The 17,440-nt window shown below is 43.9% G+C and carries 25 protein-coding genes and 1 tRNA gene; all 26 read right to left on the bottom strand.

Going from position 1 to position 17,440, the window contains the following annotated elements:
- Nucleotides 1-45: 45 nt before the first annotated feature.
- Nucleotides 46-510, bottom strand: a complete 465-nt coding sequence (locus AABS66_RS08705; RefSeq protein WP_430224785.1) for a hypothetical protein — start codon at nt 508-510, stop codon at nt 46-48.
- 2 nt (nt 511-512) lie between these two features.
- On the bottom strand, nt 513-1,154 hold the full coding sequence (locus tag AABS66_RS08710; protein WP_430224786.1) for a DUF6246 family protein: 642 nt from the start codon (nt 1,152-1,154) through the stop codon (nt 513-515).
- 33 nt (nt 1,155-1,187) lie between these two features.
- Nucleotides 1,188-1,913 (bottom strand): phage tail tube protein, encoded by a 726-nt coding sequence (locus AABS66_RS08715; RefSeq protein ID WP_140171656.1) that lies wholly within the window; start codon nt 1,911-1,913, stop codon nt 1,188-1,190.
- 14 nt (nt 1,914-1,927) lie between these two features.
- Nucleotides 1,928-2,311, bottom strand: a complete 384-nt coding sequence (locus AABS66_RS08720; RefSeq protein ID WP_272658801.1) for a phage tail termination protein — start codon at nt 2,309-2,311, stop codon at nt 1,928-1,930.
- Nucleotides 2,308-2,709: a hypothetical protein gene (locus AABS66_RS08725; protein ID WP_209102107.1), complete on the bottom strand. Its 402-nt coding sequence runs from the start codon at nt 2,707-2,709 to the stop codon at nt 2,308-2,310. Before AABS66_RS08725 ends, AABS66_RS08720 begins: the two co-directional genes overlap by 4 nt.
- A 1-nt stretch (nt 2,710) precedes the next feature.
- Complete coding sequence (locus AABS66_RS08730) at nt 2,711-3,076, bottom strand: hypothetical protein (RefSeq protein ID WP_430224787.1); 366 nt, start codon at nt 3,074-3,076, stop codon at nt 2,711-2,713.
- The gene (locus AABS66_RS08735) at nt 3,073-3,444 is read right to left on the bottom strand and encodes a DUF7370 family protein (RefSeq protein ID WP_430224788.1); all 372 of its coding nucleotides are present in this window, start codon (nt 3,442-3,444) and stop codon (nt 3,073-3,075) included. Before AABS66_RS08735 ends, AABS66_RS08730 begins: the two co-directional genes overlap by 4 nt.
- On the bottom strand, nt 3,428-3,637 hold the full coding sequence (locus AABS66_RS08740; RefSeq protein ID WP_430224789.1) for a hypothetical protein: 210 nt from the start codon (nt 3,635-3,637) through the stop codon (nt 3,428-3,430). The genes AABS66_RS08735 and AABS66_RS08740 overlap by 17 nt, the downstream gene beginning before the upstream one ends.
- A gap of 9 nt (nt 3,638-3,646) precedes the next feature.
- Nucleotides 3,647-4,711, bottom strand: coding sequence for a major capsid protein (locus AABS66_RS08745; protein ID WP_430224790.1), 1,065 nt, complete (start codon nt 4,709-4,711; stop codon nt 3,647-3,649).
- A gap of 10 nt (nt 4,712-4,721) precedes the next feature.
- Nucleotides 4,722-5,162: a hypothetical protein gene (locus tag AABS66_RS08750; RefSeq protein ID WP_430224791.1), complete on the bottom strand. Its 441-nt coding sequence runs from the start codon at nt 5,160-5,162 to the stop codon at nt 4,722-4,724.
- Between the two features lie 3 nt (nt 5,163-5,165).
- A complete protein-coding gene (locus AABS66_RS08755; RefSeq protein WP_430224792.1) occupies nt 5,166-6,560 on the bottom strand; it encodes a DUF2213 domain-containing protein in 1,395 nt (464 codons plus the stop codon).
- A 12-nt stretch (nt 6,561-6,572) separates the two neighbouring features.
- Nucleotides 6,573-7,583: a phage minor head protein gene (locus AABS66_RS08760; protein WP_430224793.1), complete on the bottom strand. Its 1,011-nt coding sequence runs from the start codon at nt 7,581-7,583 to the stop codon at nt 6,573-6,575.
- Nucleotides 7,537-8,979, bottom strand: a complete 1,443-nt coding sequence (locus AABS66_RS08765; RefSeq protein ID WP_430224794.1) for an anti-CBASS protein Acb1 family protein — start codon at nt 8,977-8,979, stop codon at nt 7,537-7,539. Before AABS66_RS08765 ends, AABS66_RS08760 begins: the two co-directional genes overlap by 47 nt.
- Nucleotides 8,980-8,990: 11 nt before the next feature.
- Nucleotides 8,991-10,472 carry a terminase gene (locus AABS66_RS08770; RefSeq protein WP_430224795.1) on the bottom strand — a complete coding sequence of 494 codons (1,482 nt, stop codon included), beginning with the start codon at nt 10,470-10,472 and terminating at the stop codon, nt 8,991-8,993.
- A gap of 2 nt (nt 10,473-10,474) precedes the next feature.
- Entirely contained in the window at nt 10,475-11,077 is a 603-nt protein-coding gene (locus AABS66_RS08775; RefSeq protein ID WP_430224796.1) for a hypothetical protein, read from the bottom strand.
- A gap of 9 nt (nt 11,078-11,086) precedes the next feature.
- Nucleotides 11,087-11,554 (bottom strand): hypothetical protein, encoded by a 468-nt coding sequence (locus tag AABS66_RS08780; RefSeq protein ID WP_272683433.1) that lies wholly within the window; start codon nt 11,552-11,554, stop codon nt 11,087-11,089.
- A gap of 137 nt (nt 11,555-11,691) precedes the next feature.
- Nucleotides 11,692-11,952: a DUF2560 family protein gene (locus tag AABS66_RS08785; RefSeq protein ID WP_430224797.1), complete on the bottom strand. Its 261-nt coding sequence runs from the start codon at nt 11,950-11,952 to the stop codon at nt 11,692-11,694.
- Nucleotides 11,953-12,015: 63 nt separating this feature from the next.
- Entirely contained in the window at nt 12,016-12,255 is a 240-nt protein-coding gene (locus AABS66_RS08790) for a hypothetical protein (protein ID WP_395347155.1), read from the bottom strand.
- Nucleotides 12,256-13,118: 863 nt separating this feature from the next.
- Complete coding sequence (gene lysC / locus AABS66_RS08795) at nt 13,119-13,415, bottom strand: Rz1-like lysis system protein LysC (protein ID WP_430224798.1); 297 nt, start codon at nt 13,413-13,415, stop codon at nt 13,119-13,121.
- Nucleotides 13,416-13,639: 224 nt separating this feature from the next.
- Nucleotides 13,640-14,122 (bottom strand): TIGR02594 family protein, encoded by a 483-nt coding sequence (locus AABS66_RS08800; protein ID WP_430224800.1) that lies wholly within the window; start codon nt 14,120-14,122, stop codon nt 13,640-13,642.
- Nucleotides 14,115-14,432 carry a phage holin, lambda family gene (locus AABS66_RS08805; RefSeq protein WP_166687377.1) on the bottom strand — a complete coding sequence of 106 codons (318 nt, stop codon included), beginning with the start codon at nt 14,430-14,432 and terminating at the stop codon, nt 14,115-14,117. The genes AABS66_RS08800 and AABS66_RS08805 overlap by 8 nt, the downstream gene beginning before the upstream one ends.
- A 132-nt stretch (nt 14,433-14,564) precedes the next feature.
- A tRNA-Asn gene (locus AABS66_RS08810) sits at nt 14,565-14,639 on the bottom strand.
- A 345-nt stretch (nt 14,640-14,984) separates the two neighbouring features.
- Nucleotides 14,985-15,824, bottom strand: coding sequence for an antitermination protein (locus AABS66_RS08815; RefSeq protein WP_430224801.1), 840 nt, complete (start codon nt 15,822-15,824; stop codon nt 14,985-14,987).
- Between the two features lie 199 nt (nt 15,825-16,023).
- Complete coding sequence (locus AABS66_RS08820) at nt 16,024-16,641, bottom strand: recombination protein NinG (protein ID WP_430224802.1); 618 nt, start codon at nt 16,639-16,641, stop codon at nt 16,024-16,026.
- A gap of 75 nt (nt 16,642-16,716) precedes the next feature.
- Nucleotides 16,717-17,091 (bottom strand): hypothetical protein, encoded by a 375-nt coding sequence (locus tag AABS66_RS08825; RefSeq protein ID WP_430224803.1) that lies wholly within the window; start codon nt 17,089-17,091, stop codon nt 16,717-16,719.
- A 121-nt stretch (nt 17,092-17,212) separates the two neighbouring features.
- Complete coding sequence (locus tag AABS66_RS08830) at nt 17,213-17,356, bottom strand: hypothetical protein (RefSeq protein ID WP_430224804.1); 144 nt, start codon at nt 17,354-17,356, stop codon at nt 17,213-17,215.
- Nucleotides 17,357-17,440: the final 84 nt, after the last annotated feature.

Below are 17,440 nucleotides of genomic sequence, written 5' to 3' on the forward strand. Positions count from 1 at the left end.
ATGGACGGGCTATCAACTTTCGCGAATCGCTATAATTAAACAATATCAAAGACCTACTGTTGAATAAAACGGCGCGCTACCTCTTTCAAACATAGCAAATGCGCTGAGACCAGCAATACCACGGTTAACTATCAATTCAGCTAAGTCATTATTTAGATCACCAATAGAATATGCTTCACTAGACTCTACTTGAAACACTACACAGTTATATCCGTGTTCCTGACTGCATTCGATGTACCGATTAAAAGCAAATATGCCTTTATCTCGCATTACATCAGCAGCACAATCAGAAAGTATTTCTACAACGCCATTGCTTATTTTATCTCTAGGCCAAGATAGCATGGCAGGATGACGCTCATAAATATCTGACGACGGAACGGGCTTTGTTGTTGGCTTAGGCTCTCTCATAGTAACTCCTGACCTCTCAAGTAAATCAATGAATTCATCTTTAGGCATTGTCTTTAATTTTTCGGCTGCCTCCAGCACCATCTCATAGGCTGTTTTACACACGGCTACCTCGCATTATCACGCATAATAATTTTATCAGCCCAATCCATAGCTTCTTCATACCGCTTATTGGATGGGATTTTATCTTTCTCGCTACGGGGAAATTTAGCTTCCATTGCAGCGCGGAAACCTGTCATTGTCATTCCCCATGCTTCCTGTTCGCTAATGCCTAGATGAGCAACAGCAAGATAGACATAGATGCGCGGGTCGAACTCGTTTGTGAATTTGCCTTGTGGTTCTTCGTCTTCATCGGGCTTTTGGTCGCCCATGATGCCGTGGCGCATAAGGTGACGGGCAAGAGTGATAATATCCTGTAGCTTCAAGCGACCTTCTCGATAGCTTAGCCAGCCTTTACGGTTGACGCTGAGATTGCCAATTAACGCACTAACTTTTTCGTTACAGCACTTTTCAATCACTTCTTTGCATTCCATGACCATATTAGCAAAGCAAATCGCCGCTGCATTTTTTGCTAGCATCGGGTTTTTCAGGTTAGGAAATCGACCTCCGTGTACAGTAACGAAAATATCAGTTAATCGTGTGGGTGAGTTTTGAGATAGCCTAGCCATTGCCGAAAATGACGGGATCAAATGATATGGCTTACCATCGACAATCACCGCTATTTGCCCTACATCCGTTAATACTTGCATGAGACCTCAATAGAGGGGCTTACGCCCCTTAGATTAAGAAATGGTGACTGTTGCTTGACTTGAAGTAACACTACCCGCAGAAGTTGAAGTGATAACGCAAGTATATTCCCCTGCATCACCAGCAACTGTTGCCTGCTTGGTGAATGTCGCAGCAGTACCGCCAGACACATTACTGTTACCTTTCTTCCATTGGTAAGTTAGCGCTGAGCCATCGGTGGATTTAGCTTCCACAGACAGAGTTAGCGTTTGGCCCACAGTTAGAGTTTGGTCTACTGGCTGCTTGGTGATTACGATTTCTTCTGGAATATCGCGGATATCGACACCACCTGCGCTATTGGCTTCAATAGACCAAGTCGCTACGTCATCGTGTGGATATTCATCACTCCAGCTAGTCACTAAGAAACAGCCTTCTGTGATATCTGTAGGGCTAACAATCTTGAACCATACATAAGGTTGGCCTGATGTAGTTTCAGGGTTGTTAACGTGGCGTTTAAGCTCTTTCTGACCGTATAAAGACTCTTTACGAGATACGCCATCACCCGAGAAAGTGACGTTTTTATACGAAACTAAACTTTCCTGTGTATTTTGTGGCGACATATCGCCCGTTGCGTCTACCGTTTCCCATTCAGTAGCAGACGACTTTCCGCGCATCATACCAAGGCGACCGTAGTCCATTGGTGATGGTTTGTTCTCAGGGCACGCAATTGCATAAAATACAACGACGTCGCGCCCTGTGAATGCACCTGATTCACATGCCATGTTTATTTACTCCGTTATCGTGAGATTATTGTGTTGAAATTGATTTCGAAAAAGATGCGGTTTTCACTCATATGGTCTGAGATACCGCCGATTGGGCGCATTGAAATAATGCAACCTGTTTGGTAGTCATCAAGCATGGCGCTTCGAATCCTTGAGGCCAAATCATCAACCTCATCAATATTCGTATCACCAATCGCTGAAATAAGAAGTATTCTGTAGCTATCGCGAGTAACGGCTTCTTCTGAATTAGCGCCGCCCATCCGTTGAATAACCATAAATCTATCTATCTGGCTGCCTTCTGACTCCTTCCAGAACCGCTTTTGTAACCTATATCCTGCGCTGAAATTATGCGAAACAAGCCAATCTCCAATCGCATCATATATTTCACTTGAGGTCATATTTTGTAACCTCGCCTAATAACTTCCTGTATTTCCTGCGCTCCATCTACTTCAAAACCTTTGCGTAAGAAATCAGGCTCTGCGTTAGGATCCCAATAATTACCGCTGCCATCCGGTCTAGGTTTGCCTTTCAGCGTTCCTTTTGCCGCGTTGACTGCTGCTGCATAGTTTGCCGAATAGCCCACTCTAGCCTCATAGCCATCAGATAATTTATGAAGCTGTCGATACTGGCTATTAATTAGTGTCGATGATTTTATAGGGGTAAGTAAGGCGGCATACTTAGCGCCAGTTATAGCAACTTCTGTTAATACTCTGGCGGTACGATTATTAGCTATATCTTGCAACTCTAGACTAATGTTAGACTTAACTCGCCTGATACCTTTGACTTTTACACCCATATCACGTCCTTATCACGTAGTCATATTCTTCACCAAAGAAACTCATGTCATCTTTGCTTACCACAACAATTTGACTCGCATTCGCTAACCTTGGGTCGAGAATAGCTGTTGTATCTTCCTGCGCGATATAGTCACCACGGACAGGATGGCGAACAGGCTGACCTTGATACTTCATTTCGGTGTTGTACAAGTCTTTAGTAACAAACTCAGTCCCGAAATCATCTTTCGCAACCTCGTTACTACCTTTGAACGTGCAAGCGATTAAATAAGGTGTGCCGTAGATAATCTCATCGCCGTATCGACCGCCGCGACTCACAGGGTAAACAGTCGCGACATTGGTATAGACCCACTCAGCGGTATTACTCACGAGTAACCCCCTACCACACCAAAGAACCCAACCGATTTACTCGCCAGTGGTAACGATGATAAACACCCTGCCGCGTCCCATGCTCTCAACTGTTTCAGTAAATAATCTGTCCCAGCAGAGTCATAAGTAAACGAGCGTGACGCCCCGTTAGGAGCGCCTTGTGATGATATCTTTCGAGCACCAGACAATGAGGCAAGGCGAACCAGCGCATAAACTAGAAGCAGCTTTTGCAGCGACTCATCATAGTTAGCCGCCAAGCATTCAGATTTTGCATTCACTTGATCCAGTAGCAACAACAGCACGGAATCAGGCAATGTAAACCCAAGCTCGGCTATCATTGGCTTTACGTCATCAAGTGTTATCACCATCTGATTTACCTTTACCCTTTTTATTCTCTGGCGTGGCGACTTCGAGTTTTCGCTCTTCGATTCGTTCTACCAGACCAGCCCGTAGCCATGTTTCAGCGGTTTCTTCTGACACTTCCAGCTGAGCGCCAACCTCTTGCTTTTTGAGGTCGGCACCAGCAAAGAAGTTACTTGAAATAACCTTTACCAGTGCCATGAATCCCCCTTATGCGCCTTTAGCGTGAATAACTGAGAAGTGACCCGCAATGTCTTGCTTAACCATCAGACCAGCAGCACCCCATGTGCGCCATACATAATCTGAGTTATAGAACTGGCGAGGGTCTGCAACAGTACCGAATGCCTGACCGACAATAGGAGCGATAACACCAGCACCCAGCGGAACAATCAGAACTTCGTTACCTTTCAGCTCATAGTCTTCTTTGATGTCTTTAATGCCCGTGATTTTCTTGATTTCTTCAAGAATGGTTCGGGTTTGGTTAACATCGAAGTATACAGATTCCCAGTTAGACAGAATTTCGCCAGACACGTACCAAGTTTGCTCACCATATTGCAGGTTTTGCAGCTTCAGCACGTCACGCAGTTTGATGATTTCAGTGCGGATTTTCTTGCCGTCTTGCTCAGTTGCTAAATTGATATTCAATGTCACTTGAGCTACGCGCTCATCACCACGCAAGCCTTTAAACGTCTTACCATCAAACGCAATGAAGTTACCCGCAGCATCACGGAAACCATTCCAGATAAAATCGAGGTACTTACGGCGAACAGTATCAACAGAGTCTTTCTGAGCATCAGATAACGAAGCCAGTGCAGAGCCTTTGCCGAAAATAGGGTCACGCCATGTGAACTTAAAGCCAGTGTCATGAATTGGCACCATTGTTCCATCGAAGCTATAAGCGCTAGCCTCAAGTAACGCACCGACCTGACCACTCATTGACGTGTGAGCCACACCGCCACCGCCTTTACGTGCATATTCATAGACCGATTCATCAATACGAACTGAGCGAGATAGGCCCATAAGGTCGTTTAGCAAAGTGAATTCAGTGTTTGGCTGGAATTCAGCTAACACAGTCTGGTCATACGCTTTGTACAGGCGTTTAATGTCGTCCACCGCATTGGCAGCATCTAGAACTGGCAAATTACGAGCTCGAGAAATAAAGTCAGCCACAGCCTGAGCAGATGAGTTACGCTCCAAACTCAACGCACCGAATTGCGCTTGGTTGGCTTCAAGGTTCCCCGTTTCGGTTGCCTTCTTAGTTGAAAAATAAAACATTCAGTTCTCCTTACTTGAACACAACACGAACCAGCTCACCCGCCGTAACGGTTAAGGCTGTATCTTCTTCGACATAGGCAAATACTGCTTCGCCTTCTGCGCCCGTTGCCAGTGTGATTTGACCATTAGCAACAATAACCGCTTGACCTTTCTTGTAAGTGCCAGCGGCGGCACGCACGTTTAGGAACAGACCTTGCATTGGTTGAATTGCAACAACCCAATCACCCGCCTTGATTACATCGTCAACTGTCTGGCAGCGCAGATAATCAAAGTTGGCCACATACAAAATGTTCGCTTCTTTACCATCGACTGATGGCGTGAATTTAGCAGTGGTCTCATCATAGAAACCGATAACGCCCGCTTTAGTGTCAGCCGCAGCCGCACCTTCACGGTGTAGCAATGGGTTAGTGAATACACCACCCGCATGAATTACACGTTTTTTATTCGCCATGTTTTACTCCGGCATATCTGAAACTGATTGAGAGAAATTGACTTGTTGGAATGAACCGTTCAGGCCATGTGATACATTGCACTGCGCGTATAGCTCTTTCAGTGGGTCGCCACTTAGTGCATTGACAGCAATATCGGACATGCCGAATTTGGCTTTCACAGCTTCACGCATGGCATTTACTTCTTTGTCAGCATTAGCGTTTAACTGGCCTTCCAATGTGTCAATTTTGTCTGTTAGTGGTTTAATTGCCGCATTCACTGCTGCTGTGATGGCATCCGTGTTTGTTGCGGTATCTTTTTCCGCTTTCTCTTTTTTCTCACGCGCAGCTTTTTCTTCTGGCGTTTCCTCTTTCTTTTCTTCGGCGTTCATTTGGTTGTACGCATCCAGTAATTCAGCATCAGATTTACCTTCTGTTTCGATGCCTTTCGCCTTCAGCGCATTCGTGATGATTTCTTTCATCGGGTTAGTTTCCTTATTGGTTTTAACTTCGTACTCTGTTGGCTTGCGCACAACTTCGATAGGCTCACCAACGAGTTCGGCGTCTCCGTCATCGTTCATGAGGTATTTTTGTTGGTAGGTTTTACCTGATTTGTAGTAAATGAATTTATCGGGCCATACCATTTCGGGATAAGGCCAATCATCGCCACTGGAAGCATTGCGTAATGCCGCACGTAATGCGGAATAGATATCTTCAAATGAGAATGAGTTGTTAGCGAAAAAGAACTTAGCTTTGTTAAACAAGCCTTCTTGCGTGCAGTTTGCGGCATCAATAAGCTCTGCGGTTTCAGTTTCTAGCTTCTCACCCTCGCTATTCACGAACATTCCCACTCCATCTTCTGGCGTAGCTGCCCCCGGTTCTGACGCGGGTAAAATAGCGATATGGTCAAAGTGCATGTTTCTGGCGACCCATGTGTAGGCTTTACCCTTTGACTTGCCTTTGTTCTGTTCGCGCTGGAGCAATAGCCCTGTTGAGACATGAATTGGATCGGAGCTATTGCCCGCGATAATGTCATCGATGCGGGATAGGAATTCCTTCCCTTTCTCGCAACCATCAGCAAAACGACGGTTTACTTTCACATCCATGATGACCTTTTCGCCATCCTTGCGGACGTTTTCAGCCCATGCCCCAATGTGATATTGGTTTACTGCCCGTGGCATGTCTGCCGATACATAATCAGTGCCGATTTTAGGATGACCATATGGACACTGCCGCCCCTCCATCGATTTAAAACTACTGTTAATCTCACTAGCTGGATATAAACCACCGTTCATCACAACATCATCGATGACAGGCACAACGCCTCGAATGACGATATGCTCATCACCATCGATAGTTTCAGTTGAGATATTGGAGGAATTGACAGCCAGTGATTTAACATGAATGCTGGATAGCTTCATGTGTTGGCCTCTTTATGAATTGCTTGTTGATTCCTGTCGCTTTTCTTCCCACTCATCACGCGACTGAATGAGCCTGTCTAAAATACTAGGGTTATGCAGTGTGCCATCTTCATTGAGCAATACTGGTTGATTAGCGCAGTAGCAGTTATAGCGATTCCCGTTGATTGAGTAGAAATACTCCACCTCCTCAACAGTAAATATCTTACCGCTACGTGCTGCATGACTTGGCCTAGTGGTCGGCTTGAGTGCTGATATCCATAAGATGCCAGTTTTCAGCCCTAACCTTTCGCTAGCCCATGTCGTTTCATTCCAGTTCGCCCTACGAAGTGCGCCAACTTGCTCAGTCTGTGCGATGGCCTTTGCTCGGGTCATCGATACATCTAACCGTTGGCTAACTATCCGCGCTGTTTCGCGTGGGTTTATGCCTCTGGCTATTGATGTGCCGATAACATTAGCCAAGTCAGTGCGTGCAGCATCAGACAATCCGCGCCAATCGCTATAAGTAGAGATAAACGCCGCTGCAACCTGATTCTGATAAGCTGGCTGTGACAGTAGATAAGTAAGTGTTGTTTGCTGTGCGTAGACTTCAGATTGAACAGCCAAGTTAGTGTAAGCATTCAATGTACCGCGCTCATACTCATCAGATACATAACCAAACGCCCACAATCGCTCGTCACCACCTTCGAGTAGGTAGTCATCAAGTATTGATTGCAGTCTTTCTAGGAACCTAGCGTACTCCGTAGGGCGTTCCGCTAGGTCATATATATAAACGCCAGAGTTAACCTTAAAAATCGTGTCAGGCTCATTCTGTGTGTTTTTAGCGAGTATGTAACTTTGAGTTGGTGATTGCGTTTTCTCTCTGCCAGTAAATGACAGGTCGAATAGTTGCTTGAGTGCTTTCTTGAGTTCGTAATACCGATTATCAATATCACGGAACATCTTTCTAACTTGCCGCCCTGATTGTGTTGGGTCAGCCTTATTCCTTGGTATTATCGGCGACCCTATCTTTTGATTCTTCATCATCGACTAATGGGTCTCCTTTAGGGCCTGACTCTGGCGGATCGCTGTTCTCAAATTCTGGCAACGTTGGGTACTCGCCAAGTGCCCTAATCTCGTTCTCCATTAGAACTGAGCGCCCGAATGAGTTTTGCGTCTTCATTGCAACATCAGCAGCTTTACTCATGTTATCCAACTTTTCAGATTGACTAGGTGCGAGCAAATCTGACCAACTTACTGTTATCTCATCTTTTTGCTCAATAACGCCAAGCCTTCCAAATTGGTGGATCAGGTCAGTAATGACTTTTGCAAGAAACCCTTCACGCCTTGATTTACAGGTTCTAGCCCAATCCTTCATATCCTCAGTTGAGGCGCGCTCACCTGTAATTTGACCGATAAGCACCTTAACTGGCATGTTGATTGACGCCGCAAACTCAGCTAACAATGTGCGCCATGTTGGTTCAGGGTCGGCTGCGGCAACAGAAAGCACGCTTGCCGAGCCTTCTTGCATTAATACTGAGGCGTCAATGCTTTGATTTAGCCGTCGAACCTGCTCATCAAGCGCATCTGGGAGCCCTTCTATATTCGTTCCTAACGCTTCTGCTAATGCATTAAAATCAGTTTCTTTACTGAATGCGTAGTTAAGTTGTCTGCTAGCGTTTTTAAGGAATCCCTCGGCACTACCTCCAGAAACCTTTTCGATATCGAGTAGCTTGTTATAGCCTTTTCTCAGTAAAGATACGCCTGAGGACATTTTGCCATCAGCAGCGCCTTCGATAAGCGTTATAACTCTGTCAGGATGAATATCAATTATTCGAGATGGTGATCCGTCGCTGTCATCTCCCACTGCCATTTCGGTAAACGAGTACATCGTTGGCATGGAGTAGTTTTCGCTTGCTTGGTCTTCATCCCAAGTTTTAACATCAAGCTGCGCTTCCCATGCAGGGATTAAACGAACAATGGCCTTATCTTTTAGTTTTTTAACAATGCTAGTATCGACTGGCTCATTCCAAGGCCTGTTGTCTTTAATCTGAATAATTAAACCAGAATATCGACCTACTAAATTGCGTTTATCAGCCTCTACAACCTGCTCCCAGTGTTTTTTGAGTAGCTTATTAAGGCCTTTATCCCAATCTGTTGAGCCGTCTTGGTCTGCCTCTTCGTCACCTTCGAATATTTCAGGGTAATCAATCCAACACCCAGATATGTATCTATCAACCGCAGCACCACCTAGCGCATTGCGATCATACGCCTTGTAAAAATCATCAAAGCTTAGATTTTCAGGCCAGCCAAACTCATTCCATATTCGAGGTCTTTTAGTATTGCCAGTTCCTAGCGACTGAACGTAGGACATTCTGGCTCTTTGTGCGGCTTTCAATGCGTTATTAACCGCTAATGATAGCCGTTGTTGATTTACTTCCATTTTTGCCCTCATTAACGTTTTCTAACTAGCATTCCTGCATGCTTCCGTTTATTTCGTCTACTTACAGCAAAGTAACGGAACCCATCAGCATCATGTGATGTGTAGTCGTGAAGTGGTTTATCTTTCCAGCATCCCTTTTTGTCATCCCACTCTTTGCGATAAGCCTCAAGATGAGTAATGCCTTCACTACATTTATGCTCATCAAAAGCACAATGAGGGAGAATTTCACGTACCGCTTCGATACCCTCATCGATAGATACTCTCGGCACGACATTAAATCGAATTGAGTAAACCTGTCCGTCAATTTCATACCCTTCACGGGCTAATTCTTTCCGTGATTTAGCATCAGAGCCAAATTCCCTATTCTCAATATCGTGTGGTCCATTGTGACTCTCGTATGTGTAGCCTTTATCTTTCAGCACTTTCATATAGTGCCGCAGACCTTCACCACTGTTTGAGTAATGGTCGATAACGTGAAATTCCTCACCAACCTCACGAATAAACCAGATTGATGTTGAATCACCCACACCAATATCCCAGTACGTATGCACAGGTAAGTGTGAGTTATCAGGGAGTGCGCCAATACGTTTGTTTTCGTACAGAAAGCGGAATTGTTTGGCGTAATAAGCACCTTCCACTGATTGCTGAAATGCCTCAGACGGTATTGACGGATATTCCCGCTTCATATCGTCGCCGAGTGTTTTCTCTTTGGCGTAGTACCAAGCTTTCTGGCGCTCATTGAGGTGAACGCCGTGTTTGCTAGCCATCTCATCGAAGTAATCGACTAACCGTTTTGGTAGTGGCTCAACAGGGTCAATGGCATATTCAGGATTCTTCCACCACGAGAAGAAAAAGAATTTCCAATCTAAGTTAGAGAGAGTCTTACTCTGAATTTGTGCTTTCTCAGCAGACTGGCAGTAATCATAAAAATAACCTGCTCGGCCTTCCGCTGTGCTTTCAATCGTCGTGAAACAATCGCTTGATACTGCCTCAAACGCACCAGTGACAATCTCACGGGCTTTCTCTGGATACTTAGCGCATATCTTGCCGAACTCAGATACATGTAAATATCGGAGTGTACCGCCACGAAATGACGTGCTGATATAAAGTGAGCCGCCTTTACTAAAAACCAATTCACCAGCCGCATCATTACTCGCTGGATTTGCTGCTTTAATTTCATCAGGTAATTTTTCGTAGGCATACTTTATCTTTTCCCTGAATAGACGCTTAGCATCATTTAGCGTATGAGCTATCAATGCACATTTAGCTGCCTCAAATAGCGCTGCGTCCAATTGGATGATGCAGACCTCAGTCGTAAAACCTAGTTGCCGAGCCTTTAAGATAACGTTTCGCGTGTGCATCCCTTCAAAGTATTCAAGCTGCTCAGGCGTCATTTTAAATCGAACTGGCTTACCCTCTTTGTTGGTGATCCAGTACAGGTGATTCAATCGCCAGAGCTTATCTCTCAATAATGCAAGATGTTCTGGCTTCATGATTATTCCTTAGATAAGTCGTCCATTAGTTCTGATAGCTGGCTAGCTGTCTTATTCGGTTGTACTTCATCTAGCCCGTACGCTTGACGTTCAAGGCCAACTAGATTTTTAAGCGTTTCACTTAATGCTTTGACTGACTTAACGCGCTCAGGGAGAGAAATGATTGAGTTGTAAATTTCATTTAGCTTATCGCGCCCGTTATCATCAGGACTAAACATTAGCTCGCCCAATTTACTTAAAGCTGGCACATCGGCACATTCAGCCGATAGCTCATCAAACAAGTTATTGGTTAACTCTCTTGCCCTGCGAATATCCCCCCTATGTTCCATGCGAACACTAGCGATGACTTCGGCGGTCGCCTCAATAAGTACGCGCTCTGAAAGTACTGTTTCGCTGCGTACCTGCTTGCGTACTTCCTCTTTGCGTACCAAATCATCTGCACGGGATTTTATCTTTGCGTTAAGGTCTCGCGACCAGTCATCCTTCTTTGCTCTTTTGCGTATAGCTCCTTCAGATATGCCATGCTGTGAAGCTATTTCTCGGAGTGACATCACGCCAGCTCGGTAAGCCGACTCGATGGCCTCCCAATCTGGTCTTTTAGCCATAATGTTTCCTTATAGAGAGAATTCTTGAATCTCACCGCCACTATAAACATCTAGCGATATTGCTACCTCCACAGCTTCTTTTGCTGTCTTCCCGCTTTTCATTGCAGCCATTGCGTATACGTCACCAGAGCCAATGGCAAACATATCCCCAACTCTAAATATTGATGGGAGTATATCGCCCTTATCTTTGCTTAGTCCGTATGCTGCCCCTTTGTTTGTTACTGCAATCAAGCAAAAATCTACAATAGATGCGAACTCAGATTCGTAAGTGATGCCGTCATGAAGCTTGGATATAACCTCATCAACGCATGATGTGTCACCAGTAATACCGATGGCTTTAATTTCACTATTATTTATTACCCACTTGCCATGTTGAGGCTGATGTATCTTCTGGTTGTTTAAGCTTGTTATCATGCTGCCAACTTGAGATTGGCTATCTGCTGCTAGCGTTTCGCCATCCCATGCTATTGTTGTCATACACACCTCAATCAGAACAATTAACTGGTTATATTTATATACCATCGGCAATCAGTGATACCTTTGCCGTCATAAACTTATATAAATCTCTATTAACGCCACTCCATGAATGACGTTTGTAGAATTTTATAAATTGGTTATTCTGCTACTTCATCGTTGAATAACGTTTTCTTTGTTTCCTGCACTCGTTGATAAACGGAATCAACTTTCGTTAATGTATCGACGCTGCCGTTATCAAAGTTGCCGTTGCTGCTATTCCACAGTTGGACAAATAATTCATATTCAAGCTGGTCGTCGTTGATGAGCTTAATTGCCTTTGCGGTTGCTGCGGTGTTATTGCCTGTTAGCTTAAGTAAGCCTAAGCGGATTTTCTCTTTTGCTGTTAGTTCAGTAGTCATAAATTGCCTTTCTTTAGGTAATAAAAAACCCGCACTAGGCGGGTCATTGTGAATTCTTGTTGTCTATTTAATATCCAGCGGCTTATCGCGCATCGACTTAGGTATTTCCTTTTCACCATACTCTTCGGCTATTGCCATTATCTCTCTGTATGGTCTAGCGAATGGGCCAACTACAACAGTGATATTTTGACTATAAGCTTCCTCTGGTGTCAGTTTCATTGTTTCTACTGTCATTACCAGTGCAACTTTTAATGCAGCGCCAGTCCAAGGTAAGTGCTTAATTAAATCGTCTTGTTTATCCATCATTTGCACCTAATTGGTTAAATTAATTAACACTATTTCATCATAAAAAAGGCCGCTAAGTCACTCCTAGTAGCTTAGATAACGCCAGTTTTCCTTGATACCCACCTCTTATTATACACATTGCAATTAATGTGACTCCATATAGTGGGTTGCTAATTACAATCATCATTATTCCGTCCAACGTGTTGGACAAAAATAATAGGTACTCATATAGGGAGCAACACATCAAATGGTGATAGTGGGCCCTATCTAGAACAGAACCAATTAACCAGTATCTAATAATGTTAACTATTTAGGATACACTCAAAGAAGGAAGAAATAATGACACTCACTATATAGAGACGACCTTAGTTACTATTAGCCAATCAATCCGACCAAACAGTAAAACTCCAAGTCTAAATTTATGTATTCGTATTTACGTGACACTCTAGAAAGAGCAAGCGATTTTTGCTCATTTTAATTAACCCAAGGAGGAATATATGATTCGCATTTTAGAAATATCAATTAAATTTATCTTAGCCATCGGTGCTTATGCATGTCTGCAGAATACAAACCCAGAACACGCTATCGCTCTGGCCATCGCCATTCTTAGCGCCTAACCTTCCAGCCCAACCCCCTCGAATATCACTCTTAACAATATTGCACTTTGTCATATTGCATTAAGCCTCTTCCTGTAAGATATACGCCACCTCACTTAATTGCGAAGAAGCCATTAAAAAACCCCGCTATTGCGAGGCTGACACATTTCGTTAAGATTTTTTACACTTATTTATCAGTTAATATACTATTCTAAAAAAGAAGACATAATAATAATTAATCTAGCTGTACATACTGTCAGCCCATACCTGACTAGCGGGTGCGGGCTATTTTTTTGCCCTCCCCGCTTCAATCTCTCTAATCGCCTTTTTATCTAAGTTGCACTTTGCTATTGAGTTCATCGCATCAACTAGCAGTTGTGGCATATCTTTCCAGTCCATACGCTCTGGTACATCAGGCTGAGGACAATCAGCGGTTAATTGTGCTGGTATCGGTACTGGCTGAACGGGAATCAATACCTCTCTTGTACTTCCGCAACTCACTAACAACATCATCGGGCACAGCAGTATTAGCGCACTCATTGTCTTTGAGCACTGTTTTGATAACAGTCTTAACTTTGACATGTTCCGAGTCCTCTAATTGCTTTGCTTTGATGTTGGATTGTGAAATACGGTCAAATATAGAGAGCGCCCGATAGGCATTAAAAACTATCAGGTTACTCTCTATAATCTTTTGGTCTTTCTGGTTGCTTAACTCTTTCTCATAAGTTAATGCAGATAGAATCCAGAGGGAGAAAAATAGAAACGCAGCAAGCCAGCCAGTGATTGGGCTAGTTATCCATTTCATATCACGACTCTTTCACTGACAGCGCAGCATCACCAATTGGTAGCGGTCGGTTATCTACTTCAACGCCATCAGGCCAGCGATAAGCAACAACTCGGTCAGTTCCAAACGCTTTGATGTTTACTGCGTCTGATTGATTACCACCCAAGATAAGAAGTGAGCCATTTGCAGTCTTACCAACGCAGAAACCAACATGGCCACCGCCTGAGCGTGAGAAGCGAACAATGCAGCCATATTTAGGCTCTGTTAGCTTTTGCCCGAAAGTATCATATGAACTTGAAGCATCTTTGCGAGGAGACTTAATACCAGCACGCTCTAACATGGCATTGACGAAGCCAGCGCACCAAGGAACTTTTCTCGCGCTACCAACCAAGCCACGCAGCTTGCTATCAATCCACATTTGGTCAACAGCTTTAGAGCCTTCAGTGGTATGCTCAGACACACCAATTTCTTTTCTAGCTTCAGTTAGCCATTTAGGTTCAGTCATTATTCACTCCCGCCTTGCCTTTAATCATTCCGCTTATTTTGGCCACGCCCCAGTAACCAATCATTACACTTGCTAAGTAAGCAAAATCAGCACTCATACCAAAAAATGCTAGTAGGTCTTTTGCAAACCAACCGAGGAACGCACACAAGAAACCATCTAGTAGCGTTTTCCACCATCCACCTCCGTTATACAGCCCGCGCAATATCGCAACCGTACCAGCTAGACCAGCAAACATTCCTTGCTCTTTGTATTGAGATAGGTAGTTAAATACCTGCTCCCAGAATTCAGGGGTGTCTTTCATACATTTCATACTCACCCCCTACGTTGGAGGAATTTAGTTAATAGATAGCCGCGCACAGCTCTTGTGTTAATTGATAACGAGGGTGATTGATTCTGTGGCGGCGTATACGAAAAAAGGCCGCACTAGGCGACCTCTTTAAATTGGCGGGATAGCGTGGAATCGAACCACGATAAGAAGGTTAACAGCCTTCCGTAATAACCTTTATACGACTAACCCTTAAACGCGAAAAGCCCCTACCGAAGTAGAGGCTCTATTAATTAAGCATAATCCCTTGCCGGGGATGACGCTCAGATCGGAGATGTCAGGACACCACGACCGTACTTACTTAACACACTGGTAGAAATGATGATTAAAGTATAACCATCCATTGCAAGATATATCGACCTCTCAGCCGATGCGGTTGGAGTTCCAGTCCAAATAGACGAAGTGACCAACTAGGCGGGATCGATAACAAGTGCCGCCTCTTTTACCTTGTTATCCTCAACGAAATGGCAATAACCCATCGTTAGAAACATGATGGGCTACTTTCGCCATTTTGTCAATTATTTTTCTAATTAAATGTTAATTTATAGAAATATTTTCTCTTTTTGTGATAATTGACAGTTGCTTTTCTGCGTTTTCCTGCTCCTTGAAGCACTCCTGAATTAACATTTCATAGAGTGGCTTAATGTTTCTTCGCCATGAAGTCTCTGGTAAATCAAATACCTTTTCGCATATTTCCCGTCTTACATCTTCGGCTGGTAATCGTGAATAGCCACGCCCTGAGCACTTGCAGCAGGTTTTATAAACTGGAACACCTTGTTTCTCGGTTTCCTTTTTATCCAACACCTCGCCACGTCCATTACATCTGCACGAATGACTAACCTCACCTTTGCCATTACAGGTTTTACAAACTACGCGCTTAACCTCTCTAGCCTCCCTGTAGTGTACGTGCTCATAAGGCTTTACCTTGAAGCCTAGCTTTCTGTTGAAATTAAGTATTTCTTTTGCCGCAAAATGCATGCTTTGCTTAGTTGTGAACACCTCAGCCTCAATGAATCCTCCATCACAATCAGGGCAGGTCTTTTTACTGGCTGCACTTCTCGCATAATCCTGAAATGCATAATTTGCGAGTATTTGCAGAACTGATGACCTATCATCTTCATCAAGCTTTTGGATGGCACTGTATTTATGCGCCTGAGTTAGTGCATATTGATAGAGACTTTCCACCGCTTCATCTGGCTTATTGATACCGTGTTTCGCCAAAAACAATTCAATCCCCATTTTCGCTTTAGAGGTCGCCAAACCAAGCGAGGCCATTACATCGGTGATTGTTAGGTTATCTGAAGCTGTAGCGGCTGGAGAGTCACTTAACATTGGGCTCTTAGGTGAAAAATACTTAGGTAAATCTTCAAGTCTCATCTTACCTCCGGCAATACTGTGTGATTATGGCAGTCATAACGTGTGCTATATGCTTTGCGCAGTAGAGACTCCTTTCTCCATCCTGTTTCTTGCCTGACTTTTAGATATCCTTTGCTGTTTTGAGTGACTACATGATGATGCTTGGTTTGCTGCCTGAGCCATCTAGCCTCTTCAATTGCTGCGCCTATATCCGTAAACATTAAGCTGCCTCCATGAGTTTCTTTCGCCTTTTCTCATACCAACGGGCCCTACGAGTGAATATTGCTTTCATTCGCTTGAGATATTCGATATCGAATTTACGGACCGAGTTATCGTGCTCTAAGCGTGTTACTAGCTCTTCGCCGATTTTATTGATGAGATTAATGCGGTATGGAATTAAATTGCCTGACAGGTCCCTATTGCAGTGAACGCAGCCAGCGTGAATGTTGAGAAGATTAAACCTTAAATGACTTGCCGTACCTCTTGACCTGTAATGACTTGCATCTACGGATCCACCTCTTACACCATAATTTAAGGGCTTGCCGCAAGCGATACATGGCTGACCGTAATCACGCCAGAATATGTATTTGTTTACTGCCGCTTGGGCTTCTTTGTTCCAGTCTGATTTTGTCTTTAACTTTTCCTTACGGGCCCGCAATATTTTACGTTCCTCAGATAAGCGTTTTTTGCGGTCCTTTTCTTCGGTCCGTTTAATTTCTTTTGAGGCGAATTTTATTGCGCAGGATGTAGAGCAGACTTTTTGGGTTGATAGGTAGGGAGTAAATTCTTTATCGCATTCTTTACAGGTTTTTAGCTTCGGCTTTTTAGCCTTAGCCATATTTAACCGCCTCCACGAAAATACAAACAGCTGTAACTATTAGGCCAACAATCAGACCAAAGAATAATTGTCTCTTCATGCCCTCACCTCACTCAACAAAGAATCCATGCGTTTTAGGAATGCGCTACCCATACCTTGCACATTGGCCTTTTCGACATAAACCATTCCACGACCTACTATTTCATCGTCTATTTTTTTAGGAGCCGGCTTGAAAACCTCAGTAAACTCACGTTTAACAATCTGCACAGCATCAGGTGATATTTTGTATTTCAATGTACCTTTGCTTTTCCCTACAACCGACACAGCCGCAAATTTACGCATTAGGCTGATAATGTAACTTGCCGTTGAGTAAGGGATTCCTGTTATGTTTTGCGCTTGTTTTGTGGTGAAATATTCAAACCCTCTAACCGCTTTGATTATTTCAATCGCGTTCTTACCTTGCTGAGTCATAACTTCTCCTTGTTTAGATTGTGACGATTTATTAACTCCCTGCGTGATTCGTTCAGATAATCAATTACCCTGTGTAATTCATCTAAACGCTCATCTAATTGCTTTAGTTTTTCTTCAGGCGTCACTTTCCCGCCCTCCGCTTCTTGGCTACTGGCTTCTCTTTGGGTTCTTCGCTGTCAGCTTGCTTATTCTGTGGCTGCAAGCACTGAGGGATTACTTCCATCCATTTTTTCATTTGCTCAAGTGCGTTAGTTCGCTTTGCCATTATTTTTTATTCCTCCGCTTCTTGGCTGCTCGGTTTATCTTTGCGTGACCTGTGATGCGCTTAGTTGATGTGGGGTAGCTGTAC

The organism is Providencia sp. SP181 (genome assembly GCF_050446505.1).
Taxonomy (GTDB): Bacteria; Pseudomonadota; Gammaproteobacteria; order Enterobacterales; family Enterobacteriaceae; genus Providencia; species Providencia vermicola.

Coding starts and splice junctions, on each gene's coding strand:
- AABS66_RS08710 (WP_430224786.1), bottom strand. CDS start 1,154: ATGCAAGTATTAACGGATGTAGGGCAAATAGCGGTGATTGTCGATGGT.
- AABS66_RS08715 (WP_140171656.1), bottom strand. CDS start 1,913: ATGGCATGTGAATCAGGTGCATTCACAGGGCGCGACGTCGTTGTATTT.
- AABS66_RS08720 (WP_272658801.1), bottom strand. CDS start 2,311: ATGACCTCAAGTGAAATATATGATGCGATTGGAGATTGGCTTGTTTCG.
- AABS66_RS08725 (WP_209102107.1), bottom strand. CDS start 2,709: ATGGGTGTAAAAGTCAAAGGTATCAGGCGAGTTAAGTCTAACATTAGT.
- AABS66_RS08735 (WP_430224788.1), bottom strand. CDS start 3,444: ATGGTGATAACACTTGATGACGTAAAGCCAATGATAGCCGAGCTTGGG.
- AABS66_RS08740 (WP_430224789.1), bottom strand. CDS start 3,637: ATGGCACTGGTAAAGGTTATTTCAAGTAACTTCTTTGCTGGTGCCGAC.
- AABS66_RS08745 (WP_430224790.1), bottom strand. CDS start 4,711: ATGTTTTATTTTTCAACTAAGAAGGCAACCGAAACGGGGAACCTTGAA.
- AABS66_RS08750 (WP_430224791.1), bottom strand. CDS start 5,162: ATGGCGAATAAAAAACGTGTAATTCATGCGGGTGGTGTATTCACTAAC.
- AABS66_RS08755 (WP_430224792.1), bottom strand. CDS start 6,560: ATGAAGCTATCCAGCATTCATGTTAAATCACTGGCTGTCAATTCCTCC.
- AABS66_RS08760 (WP_430224793.1), bottom strand. CDS start 7,583: ATGATGAAGAATCAAAAGATAGGGTCGCCGATAATACCAAGGAATAAG.
- AABS66_RS08765 (WP_430224794.1), bottom strand. CDS start 8,979: ATGGAAGTAAATCAACAACGGCTATCATTAGCGGTTAATAACGCATTG.
- AABS66_RS08770 (WP_430224795.1), bottom strand. CDS start 10,472: ATGAAGCCAGAACATCTTGCATTATTGAGAGATAAGCTCTGGCGATTG.
- AABS66_RS08775 (WP_430224796.1), bottom strand. CDS start 11,077: ATGGCTAAAAGACCAGATTGGGAGGCCATCGAGTCGGCTTACCGAGCT.
- AABS66_RS08780 (WP_272683433.1), bottom strand. CDS start 11,554: ATGACAACAATAGCATGGGATGGCGAAACGCTAGCAGCAGATAGCCAA.
- AABS66_RS08785 (WP_430224797.1), bottom strand. CDS start 11,952: ATGACTACTGAACTAACAGCAAAAGAGAAAATCCGCTTAGGCTTACTT.
- AABS66_RS08790 (WP_395347155.1), bottom strand. CDS start 12,255: ATGGATAAACAAGACGATTTAATTAAGCACTTACCTTGGACTGGCGCT.
- lysC (WP_430224798.1), bottom strand. CDS start 13,415: ATGTCAAAGTTAAGACTGTTATCAAAACAGTGCTCAAAGACAATGAGT.
- AABS66_RS08800 (WP_430224800.1), bottom strand. CDS start 14,122: ATGACTGAACCTAAATGGCTAACTGAAGCTAGAAAAGAAATTGGTGTG.
- AABS66_RS08805 (WP_166687377.1), bottom strand. CDS start 14,432: ATGAAATGTATGAAAGACACCCCTGAATTCTGGGAGCAGGTATTTAAC.
- AABS66_RS08815 (WP_430224801.1), bottom strand. CDS start 15,824: ATGAGACTTGAAGATTTACCTAAGTATTTTTCACCTAAGAGCCCAATG.
- AABS66_RS08820 (WP_430224802.1), bottom strand. CDS start 16,641: ATGGCTAAGGCTAAAAAGCCGAAGCTAAAAACCTGTAAAGAATGCGAT.
- AABS66_RS08825 (WP_430224803.1), bottom strand. CDS start 17,091: ATGACTCAGCAAGGTAAGAACGCGATTGAAATAATCAAAGCGGTTAGA.
- AABS66_RS08830 (WP_430224804.1), bottom strand. CDS start 17,356: ATGGCAAAGCGAACTAACGCACTTGAGCAAATGAAAAAATGGATGGAA.